Origin of the sequence: Streptomyces sp. NPDC050636 (assembly GCF_040654775.1) — a bacterium.
In the GTDB taxonomy this organism is placed as follows: Bacteria; Actinomycetota; Actinomycetes; order Streptomycetales; family Streptomycetaceae; genus Streptomyces.
Window position 1 is genome coordinate 70523 of the sequence record NZ_JBFAIP010000029.1, and the last position, 17766, is coordinate 88288.

Consider the following 17766-nt stretch of genomic DNA (forward strand, 5'->3'; position numbering starts at 1 on the left):
GCAACGACGACAGTGGAACCGCCCTGGTCGGCGGTGACAGACATGGTGGCCAAGGCGAGCGAAGGGGGACTGATCGATGGCAACGCGAGTGGAGGCGGGGCAGGAGTTCCGGCGCGGTGTGCTCGTCGCCGGCGGATCCACCACGATCCCGCGGTGGACGCTCCGTCCGATGGCGGGCGTCGACGAGCACGAGGCCACCATCCCGGACGACGTCATGGACGCCTTGCGCCGTTTGGCGGAGGACCTCACGATGCCGCTCGGCTCCGTGATGCTGGCCACGCACGCCAAGGTACTGGCCGCGCTGGCCGGCGAGCACGACGTCACGACCGGCTACGTCGCCCAGAGGGGCGGCCGACCGTTGCCCTGCCGGCTGACGACCGCACCCGAATCGTGGCGAGCGCTGCTGGTGGACGCCCATCGCGTCGCGTCGGAACTGCAGTCGCACAAGGACTTCCCGGTCGATCGACTCAGGCGCGAGCCGGGCGTGACCGAACCGTCGATCGAGACCGTCTTCGATCCGCATCCGACCTTCGATCCCCGTCCGACGGGCGTCGGCGGCGATCTCGCCGGAGACACCGTGCTGTGGGTGGGATTCTCGGAGCACGGCGGCCGCCCCGTGCTCCGACTGCGGTACCGGACCGACGTACTCGACGCGGACTACGCCGCCAGGATCGCCGGTTACCACCTCGCCGCGCTCGCGCTCGTCGCCGCGGATCCGGATGCCGAGCACACGCGGCAGAGCCTGCTGTCCACCGAGGAGCTCCGGTTCCAGCTCGAAGGGCTGTCCCGACCGCGCCGTACCCTGCCGGACGCCCGGATGCACGAGCTGTTCGAGCAGCGGGTAAGGGCATGCCCGGACGCCGTCGCCGCCGTGCACGGCGACCGGCAGTGGACGTACCAGGAGCTCAACGCACGTGCCAACCAGCTGGGACGGGCCCTGTTGGCGCGGGGGCTGCGGCGCGAAGGGGTCGTCGCGGTGGTGACCGAGAGAAACCTGGACTGGATGGCCGCCGTCCTCGCGGTTTTCAAGGCCGGCGGCGTGTACCTGCCCGTCGAGCCACACTTCCCGGCCGACCGCATCGCGGCCATGCTCTCCCGCGCCGAGTGCGGGCTCGTACTCACCGAACCGGGCGGTACCGACTCGCTCGACCAGGCCCTGGACTCGCTACCGGGCGTCCGAAAGCTCCTCATCGGCACGGGGTACGACGAGGGCCATGCCGACGACGACCTGGGCATCGCCGTCGCGCCGGACCAACTCGCCTACATCTACTTCACCTCCGGCTCCACGGGAGAGCCCAAGGGCGCGATGTGCGAGCACGCGGGCATGCTCAACCACCTCTACGCCAAGATCGACGACCTGGGAATCGACGAGGGGCAGGTGGTCGCCCAGACCGCCCCCCAGTGCTTCGACATCTCGCTGTGGCAACTGGTGTCCGCGCTCCTGGTCGGTGGGCGGACCCTGCTGGTGGAGCAGGAGGTGATCCTGGACGTCCAGCAGTTCGTCGACAAGATCGTCCGTGGCCGGGTCGCCGTGCTCCAGGTGGTGCCGTCGTACCTCGATGTCGTACTGACCTATGTGGAGCAGCACCCGCGCGAGCTGCCCGACCTGCGGTGCGTGTCCGTCACCGGTGAGGCGTTGAAGAAGGAGCTCACGCAGCGCTGGTTCGCGGCCGAGCCCGGCATCAAGCTGGTCAACGCGTACGGCCTGACGGAGACCTCCGACGACACCAACCACGAGGTCATGGACCGGGTGCCGGACCGCGAACGCGTCCCGCTCGGTCCCCCGATCAGCAACGTGCACGTCTACGTCGTCGACGAGCAGCTGTCGCCGGTGCCGCTCGGCGCCCCCGGCGAGATCGTCTTCTCCGGCGTCTGCGTCGGCCGCGGATACGTCAACGACCCCGACCGCACCAAGCAGGCCTTCATGCCCGATCCGCACCGTGAGGGCGCCCGGCTCTACCGCAGTGGCGACCACGGCCGCTGGCTGCCCGAGGGCAAGCTGGAGTTCCTGGGACGCCGCGACACGCAGGTCAAGATCCGTGGCTTCAGGATCGAGATCGGCGAGATCGAGAACGCCCTGCTGCGGGTGCCCGGTGTCCGCGACGGTGCGGTGGTGGTCGACGAGCGGCCCGACCGGAGCAAGCACCTTGTGGCCTTCTACTCCGGCCCGAGGTCGCTCTCGGTCGAGGCCCTGCGGGACCGGCTGGGTGAGTCGCTGCCGGAGTACATGGTGCCGTCGGCCTTCCACTGGCGCGAGAGTCTGCCGCTGACCGCCAACGGCAAGACCGACAAGAGGGCACTGGCGGCGCTCGCGGGCGAACTCGATGTCGTCGAGGACCACGAGGAAGGCCACGACGCGCCGGGTACGCCCACCGAGCAGCGGCTGGCGGCCGCCTGGGCGGAGGTGCTCGGCATCCCGCAGGATCGGATCGATCGGCGGGACCATTTCTTCGACCGGGGCGGCACATCGCTGTCGGCCGTGAAGCTGGCCATCGCCCTGGACCGCGCGGTGTCGCTCAAGGACGTGACCCGCCATCCGGTCCTCGCCGATCTGGCCGTGCTGGTCGACGGCAGGTCCGATCGGCGTTCCGGGCTGCTTCAGTCGCTGTGCGAGCCGAAGGGCTCGCCGGCTGGTGCCCTGGTGTGCTTCCCCTACGCCGGTGGCAACGCGGTGAACTTCCAGCCGATGGCCAAGGCTCTGCGCGGCAGTGGGATCGCGGTCTACGCCGTTGAGCTGCCCGGTCACGATGTGGCTGCCGACAGCGAGCCCTTCGCGCCGATGGCAGACGTGGTTGCGCAGGTCGTCGCCGAGATCGCCGAACGTGGCCTGCCCGGAGTCCTGCTGTGGGGTCACTCCTCGGGCGCGGCCTTCGCTCTTGAGACGGCCAGACAGCTGGAGGAGCGCGGGGTGGATGTCCAACGGATCTTTGTCGGCGCGCAGTTGCTCGGCAACGCCGCTGAGCGGCGCGACGCCATCACGGAGCTGACCGGGCGGAGCAACGCCGAGATCGCCGTGAAGCTGAGCACGGACAGCGGCTACACCGAGCTCCATGAGCTGGATGCGCGGCGCGCCGAGCATGTCGGTGCCGCCTACCGGCACGACTGCGTGGCCGCACACCGCTATTTCGCGGACCTCCTCGACACTGCCCCGGCGGTCAAGCTGTCCGCGCCGGTCACCGTGGTCGTCGCCACCGACGACCCGATCACGGCTGATCACCGGTGCCACCACCGCGACTGGGAGCTGCTCGCGGCCCGCGTCGACCTGAACGAACTCACCGAGGGCGGCCACTACTTCCTGCGCACCTGTCCGGCCGAGGCAGCACAGGTCGTGCTGCGCACGGCCGAACCTCTGCCTTCTTCCTGGGCGGCACACACAGCCGCACACTGAAAGGAAATCAAGATGTCCTCCATATCCCCGGCGTCGCTGCTGGACGAAGTCGAGTTCCAGCCCGGCCGACCTCCGATACTGCGGGCCGAGTCCCCCGGCGACGCGCCGGGCTGGGCGGCCGCGCACCGGGACGCGCTGCGCGCCGTCGTCGCCGAGCACGGCTGCGTCCTGATCCGCGGCCTCGGGCTGCGCGACGTGGCCGAGTCCGGTGCTGTCTTCGAGCGGCTGAGCACCGGGCTGATGGCGGAGCGGGAGGCCTTCGCACCCCGGCGGACCTACGCCGAGGGCGTGTACTCCTCCGCGCAGTGGCCGCCGAACCAGCCGATGTGTATGCACCACGAACTGAGCTACACGCTGGAGTTCCCCGGCCTGATGCTGTTCGCCTGTCTCACCGCGCCCACCGAGGGCGGGGCGACCGGAGTGGCCGACGCGGCGACCGTGCTCGACGAGCTGCCCGCCGAGTTGACCGAGCGGTTCGAGCGGGAGGGCTGGCTGCTCACCCGCAGCTACAACGACGAGATCGGGTCGTCCCTCACCGAGGCGTTCGGCACCGACGACCGGGGCGCCGTCGAGCGCTACTGCCGCGCCAACGCGATCGAGGTCGATTGGCAGCCCGACGGGGGCTTGCGCACCAGGCAGCGCCGCAGCGCCGTGATACGCCATCCGATCACCGGCCGGCGCTGCTGGTTCAACCAGATCGCATTCCTCAACGAGTGGACGTTGGCCCCCGAGGTCCGCGAGTACCTCGTCGAGGTCTACGGCGCCGACGGGCTGCCGTTCAACACCCGTTTCGGAGGCGGCGACCCGATCGACGAGGACGTGGTGAAGCTGCTCAACAAGGTCTACGAGGCCAACACCGCACGTGAGCCGTGGCAGGTCGGCGACCTGATGCTCGTCGACAACATACGCACCGCGCACAGCCGGGAGCCCTTCGAGGGATCGCGCGACGTGCTCGTCGGAATGGCCGACTCGGTGCGAGTGTCCGACTGCTCGCCGAACTTCGAGGTGACCGTCCGATGACCGGCAACCGCCCGCCGACCACCGTCCCCGACGCCGTGACGGCGTCCGCGGCAACCGAGCCGCACACCGTGCGACCCTTCGCGGTGATCTCCGGTGCCCAGGTCCAGCAGGTGTTGGAGGGGCGCGAGAAGCAGATCGTCGAGTTGGTCGAGGCCACCTACCGGCTGCACGGCGCTGGTGACTCGGTGAACCCGCCGTCGTACTTCCTGCGTTTCACCGACCGCCCGTCCTCCCGGATCATCGCGCTGCCGGCCTCGATCGGCGGGCACATAGGGGTGGACGGCCTGAAGTGGATCTCCAGCTTCCCCGGGAACGTACAGGCCGGCATCCCGAGGGCGTCCGCCGTGCTGATCCTCAACGACCAGGACACCGGCTACCCGTTCGCCTGCCTGGAGAGTTCCATCATCAGCGCCACCAGGACGGCCGCATCGGCGGCGCTGGCCGCGGACCGGCTCAGCCGGGACCGGCCTCGGCCCGCGCACGTCGGGTTCTTCGGGACGGGCCTGATCGCCCGCTACGTCCACACGTTCCTGGCCGGCAGCGGCTGGTCGTTCGACGAGATCGGCGTACACGACCTGTCCGCCGAAAGCGCGGCCGGGTTCCGCTGCTACCTGGAGCAGTCGGGCAGCACGGGCCGGATCACGGTGCACGACAGCGCCGAGGAGCTGATCCGCTTCAGCGACTTGGTGGTCTTCGCCACCGTCGCCGGTGAGCCGCACGTCAGCGACCCTGCGTGGTTCTCGCACAACCCTGTGGTTGTGCACGTGTCGCTGCGCGACCTCGCGCCGGAGATCGTTCTCGCCTCGACCAACATCGTCGACGACGTCGAGCACTGTCTGAAGGCCAACACCTCGCCGCATCTGGCCGAGCAGCTCACGGGCAACCGGGACTTCCTGCAGGGCACGTTGGACGACGTGATGGCCGGCCGGGTGACGGTGCCGGCGGACCGGCCGGTGGTGTTCTCGCCCTTCGGCCTCGGGGTGCTCGACCTCGCGGTCGGCAAGTACGTCTACGACGAGGTGGTCCGCTCCGGAGAGATACATGTCATCGACGACTTCTTCCATGAACTGCGCCGATACGGATGACCGTCCAAGAGCGCGTTCAGCTCTGGCATCCGAACCCGGCCGAGTCGGCGCCGTGCACGACCAGGAACCGGAGGCGTGACATCCACACCACGGCCGGAGGGACGTTCCGAAAGTCCTGCTGCAGATGAGGAGGCGGCCGTCATGCCCGTCATATCCGCTGCCCATGCCTTCAACGAAGGACAGCTCTATGTCGACCTTCGGCCCATCTTCGGGCGCTCCCTGTTCCTGAAGTGTGAGGGCTTCAACTTCGCCGGCTCGATCAAGCTGAAGGCCGCGAACGAGATGGTGGAGACCGCCGAGCGGGACGGAGTCCTCAAGCCGGAGTCGATCCTCGTCGAGTCCTCCTCCGGCAACCTCGGCGTGGCATTGAGCATGATCGCGGCGAGCAAGGGCTACCGGTTCCTGTGCGTGACGGACTCCCGCTGCAACCTCTCGACCAGACTACTGATGGAGGCATTGGGCAGCCGCGTGCACACCATCGCCGACTTGGACACCAACGGCGGCTTCCTGAGCGCGCGAATCGACTACGTCCGCACGCTGTGCGATTCCGATGACCGGTACGTGTGGCTCAGTCAGTACACCAATCCGGGCAACTGGAAGGCGCATTACCACAAGACGGCGCCGGAGATCGCGCAGGGCTTCCCGCGCCTGGACGTACTGTTCGTCGGCGCCGGCACCACCGGGACTCTGATGGGCTGCGCACGCTACTTCCGTCAGTGGCACCGGCCGGTGCGGATCGTCGCAGTGGACAGCGTCGGCTCGGTGATCTTCGGTGGTGCGCCAGGCCGCCGCATGATTCCCGGTCTCGGCATGAGCATGCGTCCGCCGCTGCTCGACGAGACCTACGTGGACGAGGTCATACGCGTCGAGGAGACGGACACCATCCGTGCCTGCCGTCGTCTGGCCAGACGCGGATTCCTGTTCGGCGGCTCCACCGGCACGGTCGTCAGCGGTGCGATGCGTTGGCTGGCCGACCATGACGCGCGTGAACTCACCGCAGTGGCCATCGCCCCGGACCTCGGCGAGCGCTATCTCGACACCATTTACCAATCCAACTGGCTGCAAGACCTTTACGGCGAGGACGTCTTCGACTCCGACGAAACGGCGGAAGATTCCTGGGAAGCCGGTCCCATGCCAACGCGCCGAGGGAGCCGCCCACCGCACCACCCGCAGACCGGCGTCGGCGGTGGTAGCCGGCACCGCCGGCACCAGGACCGTGAAGCGTAGGTGTTCTGTCCACGCAGGGGGGTGCGCCGCCGCTTCGCGAGGAGGTTGTCCGTCCACAGCGGACGAGAAATGACAAAGGCAAGGAGGTCACTCGCTCCTTGCCACTCTCAACTTATAGCGCACCGGGGGGCTTGCGGCAAGACCCGGGGCGTACCGCAGAATCATCGACCCAGGCCAGAACCTGCGGAGATAAGAGATTCACGAAGTGCATGTGTTGCTGTCGACATATGGCTCGTGCGGGGACGTTAATGAGGGGTTTCATGATCGACGTGATCGTGGTCGGCGGCGGACCGACCGGCTTGATGCTGGCCGGCGAGTTGCGGCTGCATGGTGTGCAGACGGTCGTGCTGGAGAAGATGGCCGAGCCGACCGAGCAGTCCCGCGGGCAGGGCCTGCACGCGCGCAGTGTCGAGATGATGGACCAGCGCGGCCTGCTTGACCGGTTCCTCGCGGTCAGTGAGAAGTTCCAGGTCGGCGGTCTCTTCGGCGGCATCATGAAGCCGTGGCCGGACCGGTTGGACACGGCGCACCCGTTCGGCGTCGCCACCCCGCAGCCGGTCACCGAGCGGCTGCTCAACGAGCGTGCGCTCGAACTCGGTACCGAGATCCGGCGCGGCTGCGAAGTGGTCGGGCTGAGCCAGTCCGACGACGGGGCCGGGCCCGGGGTGACCGTCGAGCTGGCGAGTGGGGGCACCCCCGCCAATGAGGGCGTAGCCGGCGGGGGAGGCACGCAGTTGCGCTCGCGCTACCTAGTCGGGTGCGACGGCGGCCGCAGTGTGGTGCGCAAGCTGCTCGGCGTCGGTTTCCCCGGCGAGCCCGCCAAGGTCGAGACGCTGCTGGGTGAAATGGAGGTGACCGAGGATCCGGCGACGATTGCCGCCGTCGTCGAGGAAGTCCGCAAGACCCAACTGCGGTTCGGCGTCACCCCGCCCAGCGAGGGCGGTGTGTGCCGCGTCGTCGTGCCAGCCGATGGTGTGGCCGAGGACCGTGCGACCGAGCCGACCCTCGACGACTTCAAGAACCAGCTGCAGGCCGTCGCGGGCACCGACTTCGGCGTGCACTCGCCGCGCTGGCTGTCCCGGTTCGGGGACGCCACCCGGCAGGCCGAGCGCTACCGGGTCGGCCGGGCGTTCCTGGCCGGCGACGCGGCGCACATCCACCCGCCGACCGGCGGGCAGGGGCTCAACCTCGGCGTGCAGGACGCGTTCAACCTCGGCTGGAAGCTGGCCGCCGCGGTCAACGGCTGGGCACCGGAGGGGCTGTTGGACAGCTACCACACCGAACGGCACCCGGTGGGCGCCCGCGTGCTGGACAACACCCGTGCGCAGATCACGCTGCTGGGGACCGATCCGGGTGCGACCGCGCTGCGGGAGCTGTTCTCGAAGCTGATGGACTTCGAGGAGGTGAACCGGTACATGACCGAGATGATCACCGCGGTCGGGGTCCACTACGACTTCGGCGAGGGCCACGAACTGCTCGGCCGGCGGATGCGGGACGTGGAGCTGAAGCAGGGTCGCCTCTACGAGCTGATGCACGGCGGCCGCGGCATGCTGCTCGACCAGACCGGCCGGCTCTCGGTGGCGGGCTGGGCGGATCGCGTCGACCACGTCGTCGACGTCAGCGAGCAACTGGACGTACCCGCGGTGCTGTTGCGGCCGGACGGCCACGTCGCATGGGTCGGTGACGATCAGCGGGATCTGCTCGGCCAACTCCCGAAGTGGTTCGGCGCCGCCGTCGGCTGAGCGCACAGTTGTGGCCCGAAGGGGTGGGGCCTTGACCGAGACGCTGGAGTGGCTGCTGGAGAGCTGCGAGCGCACGGCCGAGGCCCCGGACTTGCTGCCGGGTGACCGCCTCGCCGAACCGGAGCCGGCGGTGGCCGCGCCACGGCACCGGTAGCGGCGGATCACCAGACGAGCAACAGGCCGAAGCCGGTCGTCCGTCTGTATATCCGACGCCCTCGCCGGGCGTCATCGCCCAGCTTGCGAACGCCGCTTAGCCGGCCTCCGAGTTGACCCGGCATCGGGCGTCCCGGTCGATTGTCAGTGGGTGCTGTCATAGTCGACGGCATGACGACTCCACTCGCGTGGGTGCCCGCGATTCGCGGCCATGAGCTGGCATTGGACGGGACGAACCTGAGATGCCGCAAGACCGATGGCCAGGTCTTGAAGTCCATCCCCAGTGCCGTACGGAGCAGTCCGGTCGGCGAGCGGTTCGCAGCGCTGCAGGAGCAGTTGGCTCGGCACGAGAAGGAGTGCCGGGCCACCGTGGAGTCGTGGTTGCTGGGCGGGATGCCGATCCCCGCCCAACTCCTCGCACGTGTGTGGCCGGATCCCAGCTGGCGGACCCGCTTGCAGCATCTGGTGGTGTATGTCGATAGGCGGGTCGGGCTGTTGGAGAAGGTGTCCGAGGACGGGCGCATGCGGATACGGGAGGCGGACGGCACGCTGTACGGGCCGCCGATCGGGTCGCCCGTGACGCTGGTGCACCCCGTCCTGCTGGACGATCTCGGGCGGTGGCGGCGGCTTCTGGAGGAGCATGAAGCCGCCCAGGGGGTCGAGCAGTTGAGCCGTCGGGTTGATCGGCGGCGGGAGGGAAGTGATCCCGAGTCCACCGGCATCGACGCGTACGGGGACGAGTACGCCGAGAAGTTCGGCTCCGCCCGGCTGCGTGCCGTTCAGAACGGCTTTGACGTGCGGGGCGGATTCGCCGTCCTGGGGATGACCGAGCGTGGCGTCACGGTGGAGGCGCGCTGCTGGCTGGGGAGCGACGAGTCCGGATCGTCCGGAGAGGCTGGGCGGCTCGTGTGGGTCGATGAAGCGGAACGGCCGGTCCCGCTCGGCGAGGTGGGGCCGGTGGCCTGGTCCGAAGGCCGGCGGATGGCGGAACTGATTTACGGCGGAACCGATCCACGGGGGTCCGAAGACCGATGACGCATGACGTGTATACGAGCATCAACGCGTACGCCGCGACGGCGGCTACCCATATGGCGTCGACGCTGACGGCGGGGCTGGCGCCGGCCGGGACGGCGGGCGGGGAGGAGATCTCCGCCCGCCGGTACGGCCATCCGTTGCTGGGCGCGCGGCCCATGGTCCGGCTGACGGGGCGGACCGTCGCGCCCGTCGAAGACCGGCTCCTGGCCGACGTCGGGTATACCGCGCCGGACGCCGGGGAACCGGTGGCTGCCGGGAACCGCCCCGACCCACTCCGCTATCCGGTGTGGGCGATGGTCCATGACCTCGCGCACGCCGAGGTCGCGCTGTCCGCGGGCGTCGAGATGGCGCGGGCCGGGCGGCTGGTCGGCCCGCGGCCGGGACCCGCGTTGGAGGAGTTCCAGCGGATCGCGGTGACGCTTCCCGATGACCACCTGCCGGTGTTCTGGGAAGAGGTCGGCCGGATGTTCATCGCTGCCGGGCGGGACAAACAGGGCGCGATGATGTTCGGCAGGGCGCGGGCTGCCGACCGGCACGCCACCATGGGCATCGATCCGGCCCGGCGGCGCGCGGTGTTCCTGGAGTTCGCGCTGGCCGGAGCCCTGTCGGCCAAGGACATCAAGGTGTACGTCGGTGAGCTGTCCCAAGGGCCCGACCCGGTAGAGGCGTACCGCGAGCTGCGGGAGCTGGCCGTACGGCGGACGACGGGCGGTCTCGCGCCGTGGCCCGAGATGCTCAAACAGATCGGCAAGCTCGCCAAGGCTGCGGGGCTGGATGTCGTCACCGAGCACCGGCTGCTGCTGGAGAGCCTGGTCGGTACGCCGGCTCTGTGGCGGGCGGCGGACGGTTTCTGGACGGCGCAGCGCAAGCTGCTGGTGCCCGCGGTCGCCGCCTCCGTAGCGCTGAAGAAGCGGCTGCTGTGGCGGCTGACCGAGGTGCCGCCCTCGGAGATGGACACCTGGTGGTGCGGTCTGCTCGATGAGACCGGGGCGCTCGACGAGCTCGCCGGCGATGCCGGGGAGTGGCTGTCCGCGATGCTCGGCCGGTACGGCGGGGCCTCGTCCCCTTCAGTTCCCGAGGAGTTGCTGCGGCTGGCGCACCTGCTGGCGGACCGTATCCGGGAAGCGGGGACGCCGATACGGTTCGGCCCTGGCGCACCCGAGGATTACTGCAGCATCGACGCCGTCGCGCTGGTCCGCTGCCTGGACGTGGGCATCCCGGTGGCGGACCCCGGCCCGGCCGCGTCGTTGAGGAACTGGCAGGGGCCTGCTCATGTCGATCTGCAGGCGCTGATCGATGACGAACGGTTCGGGCCGGTGCTGGTCCGGTCCGTTCCTCATGAAGGGGGCGAGTTCCGCGGGCTGTGGGGGAAGAAGGCCCTCCGGCCCGTCCTGCGCGAGATCGTCGACACCGAGGTCCGGCACGCACGGTCGGGCGGCCTGGCGGACGCGACCCTCGCGCTCCGCTGGATGGAGGACAACGTCCGTGCGGACATGCTGAAAGAGACGCCCGACCTGCCCGCCCGGATCGCGGGGCTCGACCTGGTGACGCCGCTGACCCGTACGCTGCGCGCGGGCATCCTGGACGAACTGGGCTGGGCCGCCCTGGACGAGGCCGCCGCCGAGCTCACGGGCAAAAATTTCTGGTGCCGGGCGAGCTGGCCCGTCCTGACCGTCCACGACCGCAAGAAGGCCATCGCGATAGGGCCCGGCGGCCGCATCGCGGAACACCGGCTGCGGGTGCCGAGCGAAGCCGCCCAATTCCACTACACACCCGAGGTCTACTTCTCCGACGGACAGTTCCTCGTCCTCCACTACGTCAACGGCAGGCAGCGGCACTACTGGTCGAACGCACCGGACGAGATCTTCGACGTACGGCCCGGGATATGGGAGTCGCTCTACTACGAAGCGGCTCGGCCCGGATACACGTTCATGGCGCCGAGCGGTCGGCGATTCATGGGCCACCGGGTCCTCGGCCCCCGCGAGGAGCGGGTCGGCCCGAACGGCCATATGTTCCATGACGGCCGGGACTTCTGGTGGCACACCAGGGACGGTCGGGAATCGCAGGTGCACCGCGTCGACCTGGCGACCGGCGAGCTCGCCGAAGCCGGTCTGCCGGAGTTCTTCGACCCGTCCCTGCTCGGCAAGGACGAGCGATGGGACTTCGCGTCCTCGTCCCTGGCGCCGCTGCCGTACGGCGTCAAGGGGTCACCGCTGGGCAGCGATGGCACGCATGTGGGCCTGCGGGTCGCCGAGGACAGGGCGACCGGGCAGGTCCGCTATCACCGCATCGACGGCGTCCACGGCGCGCTCGACGGGGCCGGAATCACCGCCATTTGGGGTCTGCTCGATGTACCGGGTGCCGAGAAGCGGCTGGTGCTCAGCGGCGGTGTCGGCCGTTACAACCCGGTGCTCGCCCGCGACGCCGAAACGGGTGAGCTCTACTGGCAGGCCGAACTGAAGAACGACGGCTGGGCCGACAACGAACCCGACCCGGTGGCCGCCGGGACGCGGCTCATACCGCCGCCCGCCTTCTGGCACTTCCTCACGCCGCGCGACGCCGCCGGATCACGGGCCCTGCGGCAGATCACCGAGGACACCGTGCGGCGCCTGCTGAAGGCCGCGGCCACCTCCGAGGAGGCACTGCGGACCGCCGTCGGAAAGCTGCTGCCCGAGGTCGGCCATCCGCTGCTCGTACGGGGCGTCGTCGGGTGCGTCCAGGCGACCACCGAGATGATTTCTCACCGGGACCGGATCCTGACCCGGCTGGAGCGGCCTCGCCGGGCACGGATCAAGGTGTCGGAGGAGGACCTGGGCGGGGCACTGGAGGGGCTGGTCAGCAAATACAACAGCGGTTACCGCGGCACGGCGACGCAGATCGAGCTCACCTCGGCGTTCTTCGCCGGCACGATCGACGCAGAGACCGCGATGGAACGCTGGCTGGACAATGACAGCGCATTCGACTGGACCGAGCTTCCCGGACGGATCGGGGGCCTCGCGGTCCGTGCGGTCAGCGCCGTCACCAGTGCCGCGCACCGCCGGGCGCTGGCTCGGCTGCTGAGGTACTGGGCCCTCTCGCCGCTGGCCGAACCTGGCCTGCAGCGAGGCCTGTTGGACAGCGAGCAGCGGGCCGCACTGTCCGACGAGAACGGCACACTGATGCCGTTGGACATCACCATGCTTCATGGCGACTGGGGCCGGTCCCATTCCGATGCCACCTGGAACATCGCGGCGTTTCTCCAACGGGGGACCGTACCCTGCCCCGCAGGTCTCCTCGACATCCGATCCGTGCCCGAAGGCTGGGCCACGCCCGAGCGGCTGCACCGGCTGGTGGACGAACTGGAGCGCAGCGGACCGGTCTCCTTCGACCCCGCCGCGGCCGCCCGGCTCGCCGAAGCCACCGACCTCGACCGCGCCGCGGCGGCCCTGCTCATGGCGGGTCTGCCGCACATCACAGACCACGGGCACAATTTCCTGCCCCCGGAGACCCGCAAGGCCCTGGGCCTGAAGCTGACGGAGGCCAAGACCGCCCGCGACATGCTCCGTCGCATACCGGAGGTCGCCCGCCTGGAGCTCTACGACGCCGCCATGCCCGACGACCCGGCCGAGCTGTGGGGCCAGGCCACGATGGCGGAGCGGATGGCGGCGGCGTGGAAGGGGGTGGGTGCTCGATCCTGACCCATCAGGCAGGCCCTGGTAGCAGCCCATTCCCGGGCGAACATCTCTGGTGGCTCCGTGCGGTACGTCTCTTCAGCCACGTTGCTCCCCTCGCCGTGGCACGGCAGTCTCCCCCCCCCCGCACTCCGTGACAGATCGCGGCCGTCTTCGCACGTAGCAACGCGATGTCACCCACAGGGTGCGCAAAGCGGCCACAGCCGCATGGTGATCAGCTCCGGATGCCAGGTTCTTTGTGGATGTCCCTTCCGGGAGATCCACAAAGGACCGAGGGGGAAGGGATCTCCACATGCGCACACGTCTGCGCACCACTCTGGCCGCAGCCGCCGCTTTGAGCGGGCTGCTTTTGGCACTGGCCCCCGCCGTCACTGCCTCCGCCACTCCAGCCACCACACCAACATCCGCTCCTGTGGCAGGCGCGGACGCGTACTGCGGCTACTACGACGGCAACGCGACGACGAGGCGAGTCGATACCGGCGACCGGGTCCGGGAAGTCCAGTGCCTCATCAACCACTGGGCCGGTGGTGAGGCCCTCGCCGTCGACGGGGGCTTTGGCCCCCGCACCGAAAGCTGGGTCGTCCACTTCCAGGACGTGAACGGTCTAGAAGTAGACGGCATCGTCGGGCCACAGACCTGGAGCGTCCTGCGCGCGCTGTGACTCCCGCCGCCGAGTCGTTCGGCCTGCTCGTGAGCAGCACGCGAGGAGCCCCACCTTGGCATGGTGGGGCTCCTCGGTGGTTAGAGCCTGTCTGATGGGGCGCAGCGAGATGTGTATGCACATGGCCCGGCAGTGGACCTGATGGGAGGAGAGGGACCGACCTGGCGACCTAGCTGCCGGCCGCGGTGAAGGTGACCATGGTGACCGCGACCATCGCCGCCTGCATGTCGCGGATGGCAGCGCGGACGCTCTCGGCCGCCCATTGCCCTGTGGCGACCTCCGCCATCCGCGCCGCAACCTGCTTGCGCTGGCTGTCGGGGAAGGCAAGACGGTGCAGCTTGGCGGAGTGGATCAGCGCGATGAGGCCCGCTGTCCGCGCGTCCGGCTCGGCGCCGTCCAGCACCACGGCCCGGAGCCGGTCCCGCAGTTCGCCCTCGACCGCGCCATCTGCCTCGGGGTAGCGGCGTATCGGGAACACGCCGAGTGCCTTGTGCTTCTCCTCCGCGACCACCCCGCGCTTGCACAGGCTCTCAAGCGCCGCTGCGACGGCTTTGGGTTGGTCCTTCGTCAGCCACTCCGTCACCCGGCGCTTGCTGCGACCCCGCAGCCAGGTCTCGATCAGTGCCGTCCGGCTGTCGAGCAGCTGATCCCCGGTCGGAGTGGTGTCTGCCAGTTCGAGGTATTTACCCGCAACTGAAACCCGCCCGGCCAGGACCAGTTCGAGCAGGATCCCCCCTGACACCGCCCAGCCGGCCGCTTGACGCTGCTTCGCCGATCCGGACTCGTCGTCCAGGGACAGCAGCATGATCTCCTCGGCCAGTGTGATCGCCATACCCGTTACCCCCGTACGCCCAGTGATCACTTTCTCAACTGACCAGACGCCCTGCTCCCCGGAGAAGTTCCCCCGTGCACTCCGACTCTCGGCCGTCCGTCTCGGATCACGCCCAGGAAACGGCCTGACCCGAACGACACGGCCTGGTCCCAAGAGCCTGGTCCCAAGAACCTGGTCACCAGGGCGGGTTCACATCGGACCGCCCCCCAGCCACAGCTACAGCAGCAGGCGCTGGGCGCCCTGCGGCTCTCGCTGGGCCGGTGGAGCACCAGCGAAGACGTCCGGAAGGCGGCGCCACCGATCGCCTCAGCTGCCGCACGCGGTGATCGTCAACACCTTCGCAGATGGGGTGGGTGGTGAGCCCACGCGCCTAAGCGGTGCCCGGTGAGTCCCCCGTGACGCCGTCGTCCCGGCCAGGGCCGGCGAGGTTCCTGCTGCCTGTGCGCTGTGCTCTCTAAGGGCCGAGAAATGTCAGCGTTTGGGAGGGGGACACCACGGACATCTTACTGCGTGTAATCATCTCCTCACGGTGGGGAGTTGAATGGGGAGGGTCTGCTGTATGCGAACACCATTCGCCGCTCTGCGCCGGCTCGGGCTGATGGCTGCCGCGCTGTCCCTCGCGCTGCTGCCCAACCTCGCGGCAACCGAAGCGAGCGCCGCTCAGGCGGCTGATGTCGTCATCGTCGATGGCTACAGCACCACGGTGAAGGAATCGGCCGGAGTCCCCGTCGCCTGCCCGCAGTATCAGGTCCTGCTGGGCCGGGCGCACTACGGGGACGAGAACGGCAACACCACGTACTACTGCGGCTTAATCTTCATCTCCGGGGAAATCGTCCAGGTGAGCGCGCCGACCTGGAGCGATTCCCAAAGGGAGAGCAACTCGTTCTTCGCAGCTCCGGCCGATGAGGCCCTGGTCGGCCGGGTCCATTCCGGCGACGAGAACGGCCAGACGCGGTACGCGACGGCCTCGCTGACCTGGCAGGGTCGAGACGTGAAACTGACCTCATACCGATGGACCCCAGGCCAGAGGGAGAGTTCCAGCTACTCGAAGGCAGGCGAGGGGGAAGTCATGGCCGGCCGGCAGCATAGCGGGGACGAGAACGGCCAGACCTCCTACCAGTACGCCGAGGTAACTCTGGGATAGACCAGCTGCGGTTCTTGCTGCCGGCGTCCGCCTCAGGCAGCAAGAACCGTAAGACCACTGGAAGTCGACCCATACAGGTCAATGGGTTGAGGCCCCGAATCAGCGGTTCGGGGCCTCAACTGGTACGGAGGGTGCGATCAGCGGCAGTCGCCCCAACTCGCCTTGGATGTCGTCGAGGATCCTCTGCTGCTGTGCCTGGTAGGCGCGCTCTTTGATAGGGCCCTGTTCACTCTGACCGCAGTGGGATGCCTCGCCCCGCCTACCCTGCATCTTCTGCTTGGCCTTCTCGTTCAGCTCGTCCTCGACACCCATGAGGGCGGGTGCCCGCAGGTGCTGCGATAGGCGACCCATCGGACACGCCCTAGGCTTGCGAATACCTGGCGGGACGGTCGGCAGGACCGTGAGGAGAGCTGTGGCAACGTGATGGACAGCGAGCGGGAGCTGGCGGACGCGCAGCGGCGGCACTGGCAGGACACCTACACCGCCCACCCCGGCATGTACGGGGAGCAGCCCTCAGCACCTGCCGTCCATGCCGCCGAGGCGTTCCGGGCGGCCGGATCGGCGGACGTACTGGAACTGGGGGCCGGCCACGGCCGCGACACTCTGTACTTCGCCCGTAAGGGCTTCGCCATCCAGGCCGCCGACTTCAGCACCACAGGCCTGGAGCAACTTCGCGAGGCCGCCCGCGAGCAGGGCGTCAGCGAGCGGGTGACCACGACGGTGCACGACGTCCGTGACCCGCTTCCGCTGGAGGACGCGTCCGTCGACGCGGTCTTCGCGCACATGCTGCTGTGTATGGCTCTGTCGACCACGGAGATCCACGGCTTGGTCGGCGAGGTCCGCCGCGTCCTGCGGCCCGGCGGGGTGTTCGTCTACACCGTGCGGCACACCGGCGACCCCCACTGCGGGACCGGTACCGCCCGCGGCGACGACATCTTCGAACACGGCGGCTTCGCCGTGCACTTCTTCCCCCGCGACCTGGTCGACGCCCTCGCCGACGGATGGACCCTGGAAGAGGTGCACGCCTTCGAGGAGGGCGAGCTCCCCCGCCGCCTGTGGCGCGTCACCCAGAGCCTGCCCCGATGACCTCCGCACCGATACCCGCGGCTCATATCACCGTCGACGGCACCGGCCTGCTGTGCGTCGTCCTCCTGCTGCGGCTGCGCGCTCACATCGCCGACGCCGCTCCGCGCACGGTCGTGTACATCATCGCTACCGACCCGGCCACCCCGCTCGACCTGGCCGCCTGGTGCCACATGACCGGCCACAGCTACCTAGGCCCCGTCCCTGACCCCAGCCAGGCCGTGTACGCGCTGCGGCTGACCGCCGACGCACGCCCCACCCGGCCGGACACCCCATGGCACTCGGCCGGTCCAGGCCACTGACAAGCGGGTTTCGCGACATCGCGGGACAGGAGGACCTCGGCGCACTCCTGACGATGCTTCGGGGGCCGGGCGAGTGAACCACTGCGTGGGCTCCGTCGCCTGGCGAGTCGTCGGTCGAACACTGGGAGCGGGCCGATTCCAGGCCGGGCACCTACCGCGGAGGCAACATGAGCCGCGATCCCGCCGACTCCGTTCCCGCGTTCATTACGGAAGCGGCCGAACCGGTCCGTGAGCACCTGGCTGCCGCGGTGGAACTCAGGACGTTCCTGCAGGGGGCGGGCGCCCTGAGCCTGAACGAGCGTCTGCTGCTTGTGGACCAGGCTCTAGGTGTGTTGTCCGGACAGGTTGGTGACGCGGCTGGCTGGCGTGAGGCCGTGGATGCCGGTGTGGGGTCGGTGGTAGTTGTACCAGTGCAGCCAGTCG

General features: G+C 69.1%; 14 protein-coding genes and 1 pseudogene. 12 read left to right on the plus strand and 3 right to left on the minus strand.

What is annotated here, in order from left to right; all coding sequences use genetic code 11:
• Nucleotides 1–76 precede the first annotated feature (76 nt).
• The 9 genes from AB0I10_RS21850 to AB0I10_RS21890 all read left to right on the plus strand — a co-directional run bounded on the left by AB0I10_RS21850 (nucleotide 77) and on the right by AB0I10_RS21890 (nucleotide 13982).
• Nucleotides 77–3388 carry an amino acid adenylation domain-containing protein gene (locus AB0I10_RS21850; protein WP_363154207.1) on the plus strand — a complete coding sequence of 1104 codons (3312 nt, stop codon included), beginning with the start codon at nucleotides 77–79 and terminating at the stop codon, nucleotides 3386–3388.
• A gap of 12 nt (nucleotides 3389–3400) precedes the next feature.
• Nucleotides 3401–4408: a TauD/TfdA family dioxygenase gene (locus AB0I10_RS21855; RefSeq protein ID WP_363154208.1), complete on the plus strand. Its 1008-nt coding sequence runs from the start codon at nucleotides 3401–3403 to the stop codon at nucleotides 4406–4408.
• A complete protein-coding gene (gene sbnB / locus AB0I10_RS21860; protein ID WP_363154210.1) occupies nucleotides 4405–5493 on the plus strand; it encodes a 2,3-diaminopropionate biosynthesis protein SbnB in 1089 nt (362 codons plus the stop codon). The genes AB0I10_RS21855 and sbnB overlap by 4 nt, the downstream gene beginning before the upstream one ends.
• A gap of 141 nt (nucleotides 5494–5634) precedes the next feature.
• Nucleotides 5635–6720, plus strand: a complete 1086-nt coding sequence (gene sbnA, locus AB0I10_RS21865) for a 2,3-diaminopropionate biosynthesis protein SbnA (RefSeq protein ID WP_363154211.1) — start codon at nucleotides 5635–5637, stop codon at nucleotides 6718–6720.
• 260 nt (nucleotides 6721–6980) lie between these two features.
• Nucleotides 6981–8462, plus strand: a complete 1482-nt coding sequence (gene rox / locus AB0I10_RS21870) for a rifampin monooxygenase (protein WP_363154212.1) — start codon at nucleotides 6981–6983, stop codon at nucleotides 8460–8462.
• A 31-nt stretch (nucleotides 8463–8493) separates the two neighbouring features.
• A complete protein-coding gene (locus tag AB0I10_RS21875; protein ID WP_363154213.1) occupies nucleotides 8494–8616 on the plus strand; it encodes a hypothetical protein in 123 nt (40 codons plus the stop codon).
• A 170-nt stretch (nucleotides 8617–8786) separates the two neighbouring features.
• On the plus strand, nucleotides 8787–9650 hold the full coding sequence (locus AB0I10_RS21880) for a DUF4132 domain-containing protein (protein ID WP_363154214.1): 864 nt from the start codon (nucleotides 8787–8789) through the stop codon (nucleotides 9648–9650).
• Entirely contained in the window at nucleotides 9647–13327 is a 3681-nt protein-coding gene (locus tag AB0I10_RS21885; protein ID WP_363154215.1) for a hypothetical protein, read from the plus strand. Before AB0I10_RS21880 ends, AB0I10_RS21885 begins: the two co-directional genes overlap by 4 nt.
• A 286-nt stretch (nucleotides 13328–13613) precedes the next feature.
• Nucleotides 13614–13982 (plus strand): peptidoglycan-binding domain-containing protein, encoded by a 369-nt coding sequence (locus tag AB0I10_RS21890; RefSeq protein ID WP_363154216.1) that lies wholly within the window; start codon nucleotides 13614–13616, stop codon nucleotides 13980–13982.
• Between the two features lie 169 nt (nucleotides 13983–14151).
• Here the strand turns inward: AB0I10_RS21890 and AB0I10_RS21895 are convergent, their stop codons facing one another.
• The gene (locus AB0I10_RS21895) at nucleotides 14152–14814 is read right to left on the minus strand and encodes a GPP34 family phosphoprotein (RefSeq protein ID WP_363154217.1); all 663 of its coding nucleotides are present in this window, start codon (nucleotides 14812–14814) and stop codon (nucleotides 14152–14154) included.
• Nucleotides 14815–15373: 559 nt separating this feature from the next.
• On the opposite strand from AB0I10_RS21895, the gene AB0I10_RS21900 reads away from it, so the two are divergent.
• Nucleotides 15374–15958 carry a hypothetical protein gene (locus AB0I10_RS21900; protein WP_363154218.1) on the plus strand — a complete coding sequence of 195 codons (585 nt, stop codon included), beginning with the start codon at nucleotides 15374–15376 and terminating at the stop codon, nucleotides 15956–15958.
• A 99-nt stretch (nucleotides 15959–16057) separates the two neighbouring features.
• On the opposite strand, the gene AB0I10_RS21905 is transcribed toward AB0I10_RS21900, so the two are convergent.
• Nucleotides 16058–16309, minus strand: a complete 252-nt coding sequence (locus tag AB0I10_RS21905) for a hypothetical protein (protein WP_363154219.1) — start codon at nucleotides 16307–16309, stop codon at nucleotides 16058–16060.
• A 72-nt stretch (nucleotides 16310–16381) separates the two neighbouring features.
• Here AB0I10_RS21905 and AB0I10_RS21910 point away from each other — a divergent pair, with 72 nt between their 5' ends.
• Both AB0I10_RS21910 and AB0I10_RS21915 read left to right on the plus strand, forming a co-directional pair.
• Nucleotides 16382–17044, plus strand: a complete 663-nt coding sequence (locus tag AB0I10_RS21910) for a class I SAM-dependent methyltransferase (protein WP_363154226.1) — start codon at nucleotides 16382–16384, stop codon at nucleotides 17042–17044.
• On the plus strand, nucleotides 17041–17343 hold the full coding sequence (locus AB0I10_RS21915; RefSeq protein ID WP_363154220.1) for a sulfurtransferase TusA family protein: 303 nt from the start codon (nucleotides 17041–17043) through the stop codon (nucleotides 17341–17343). Before AB0I10_RS21910 ends, AB0I10_RS21915 begins: the two co-directional genes overlap by 4 nt.
• A 323-nt stretch (nucleotides 17344–17666) precedes the next feature.
• On the opposite strand, the pseudogene AB0I10_RS21920 reads toward AB0I10_RS21915, so the two are convergent.
• A pseudogene (locus AB0I10_RS21920) lies at nucleotides 17667–17766 on the minus strand (IS481 family transposase); the annotation flags it as partial.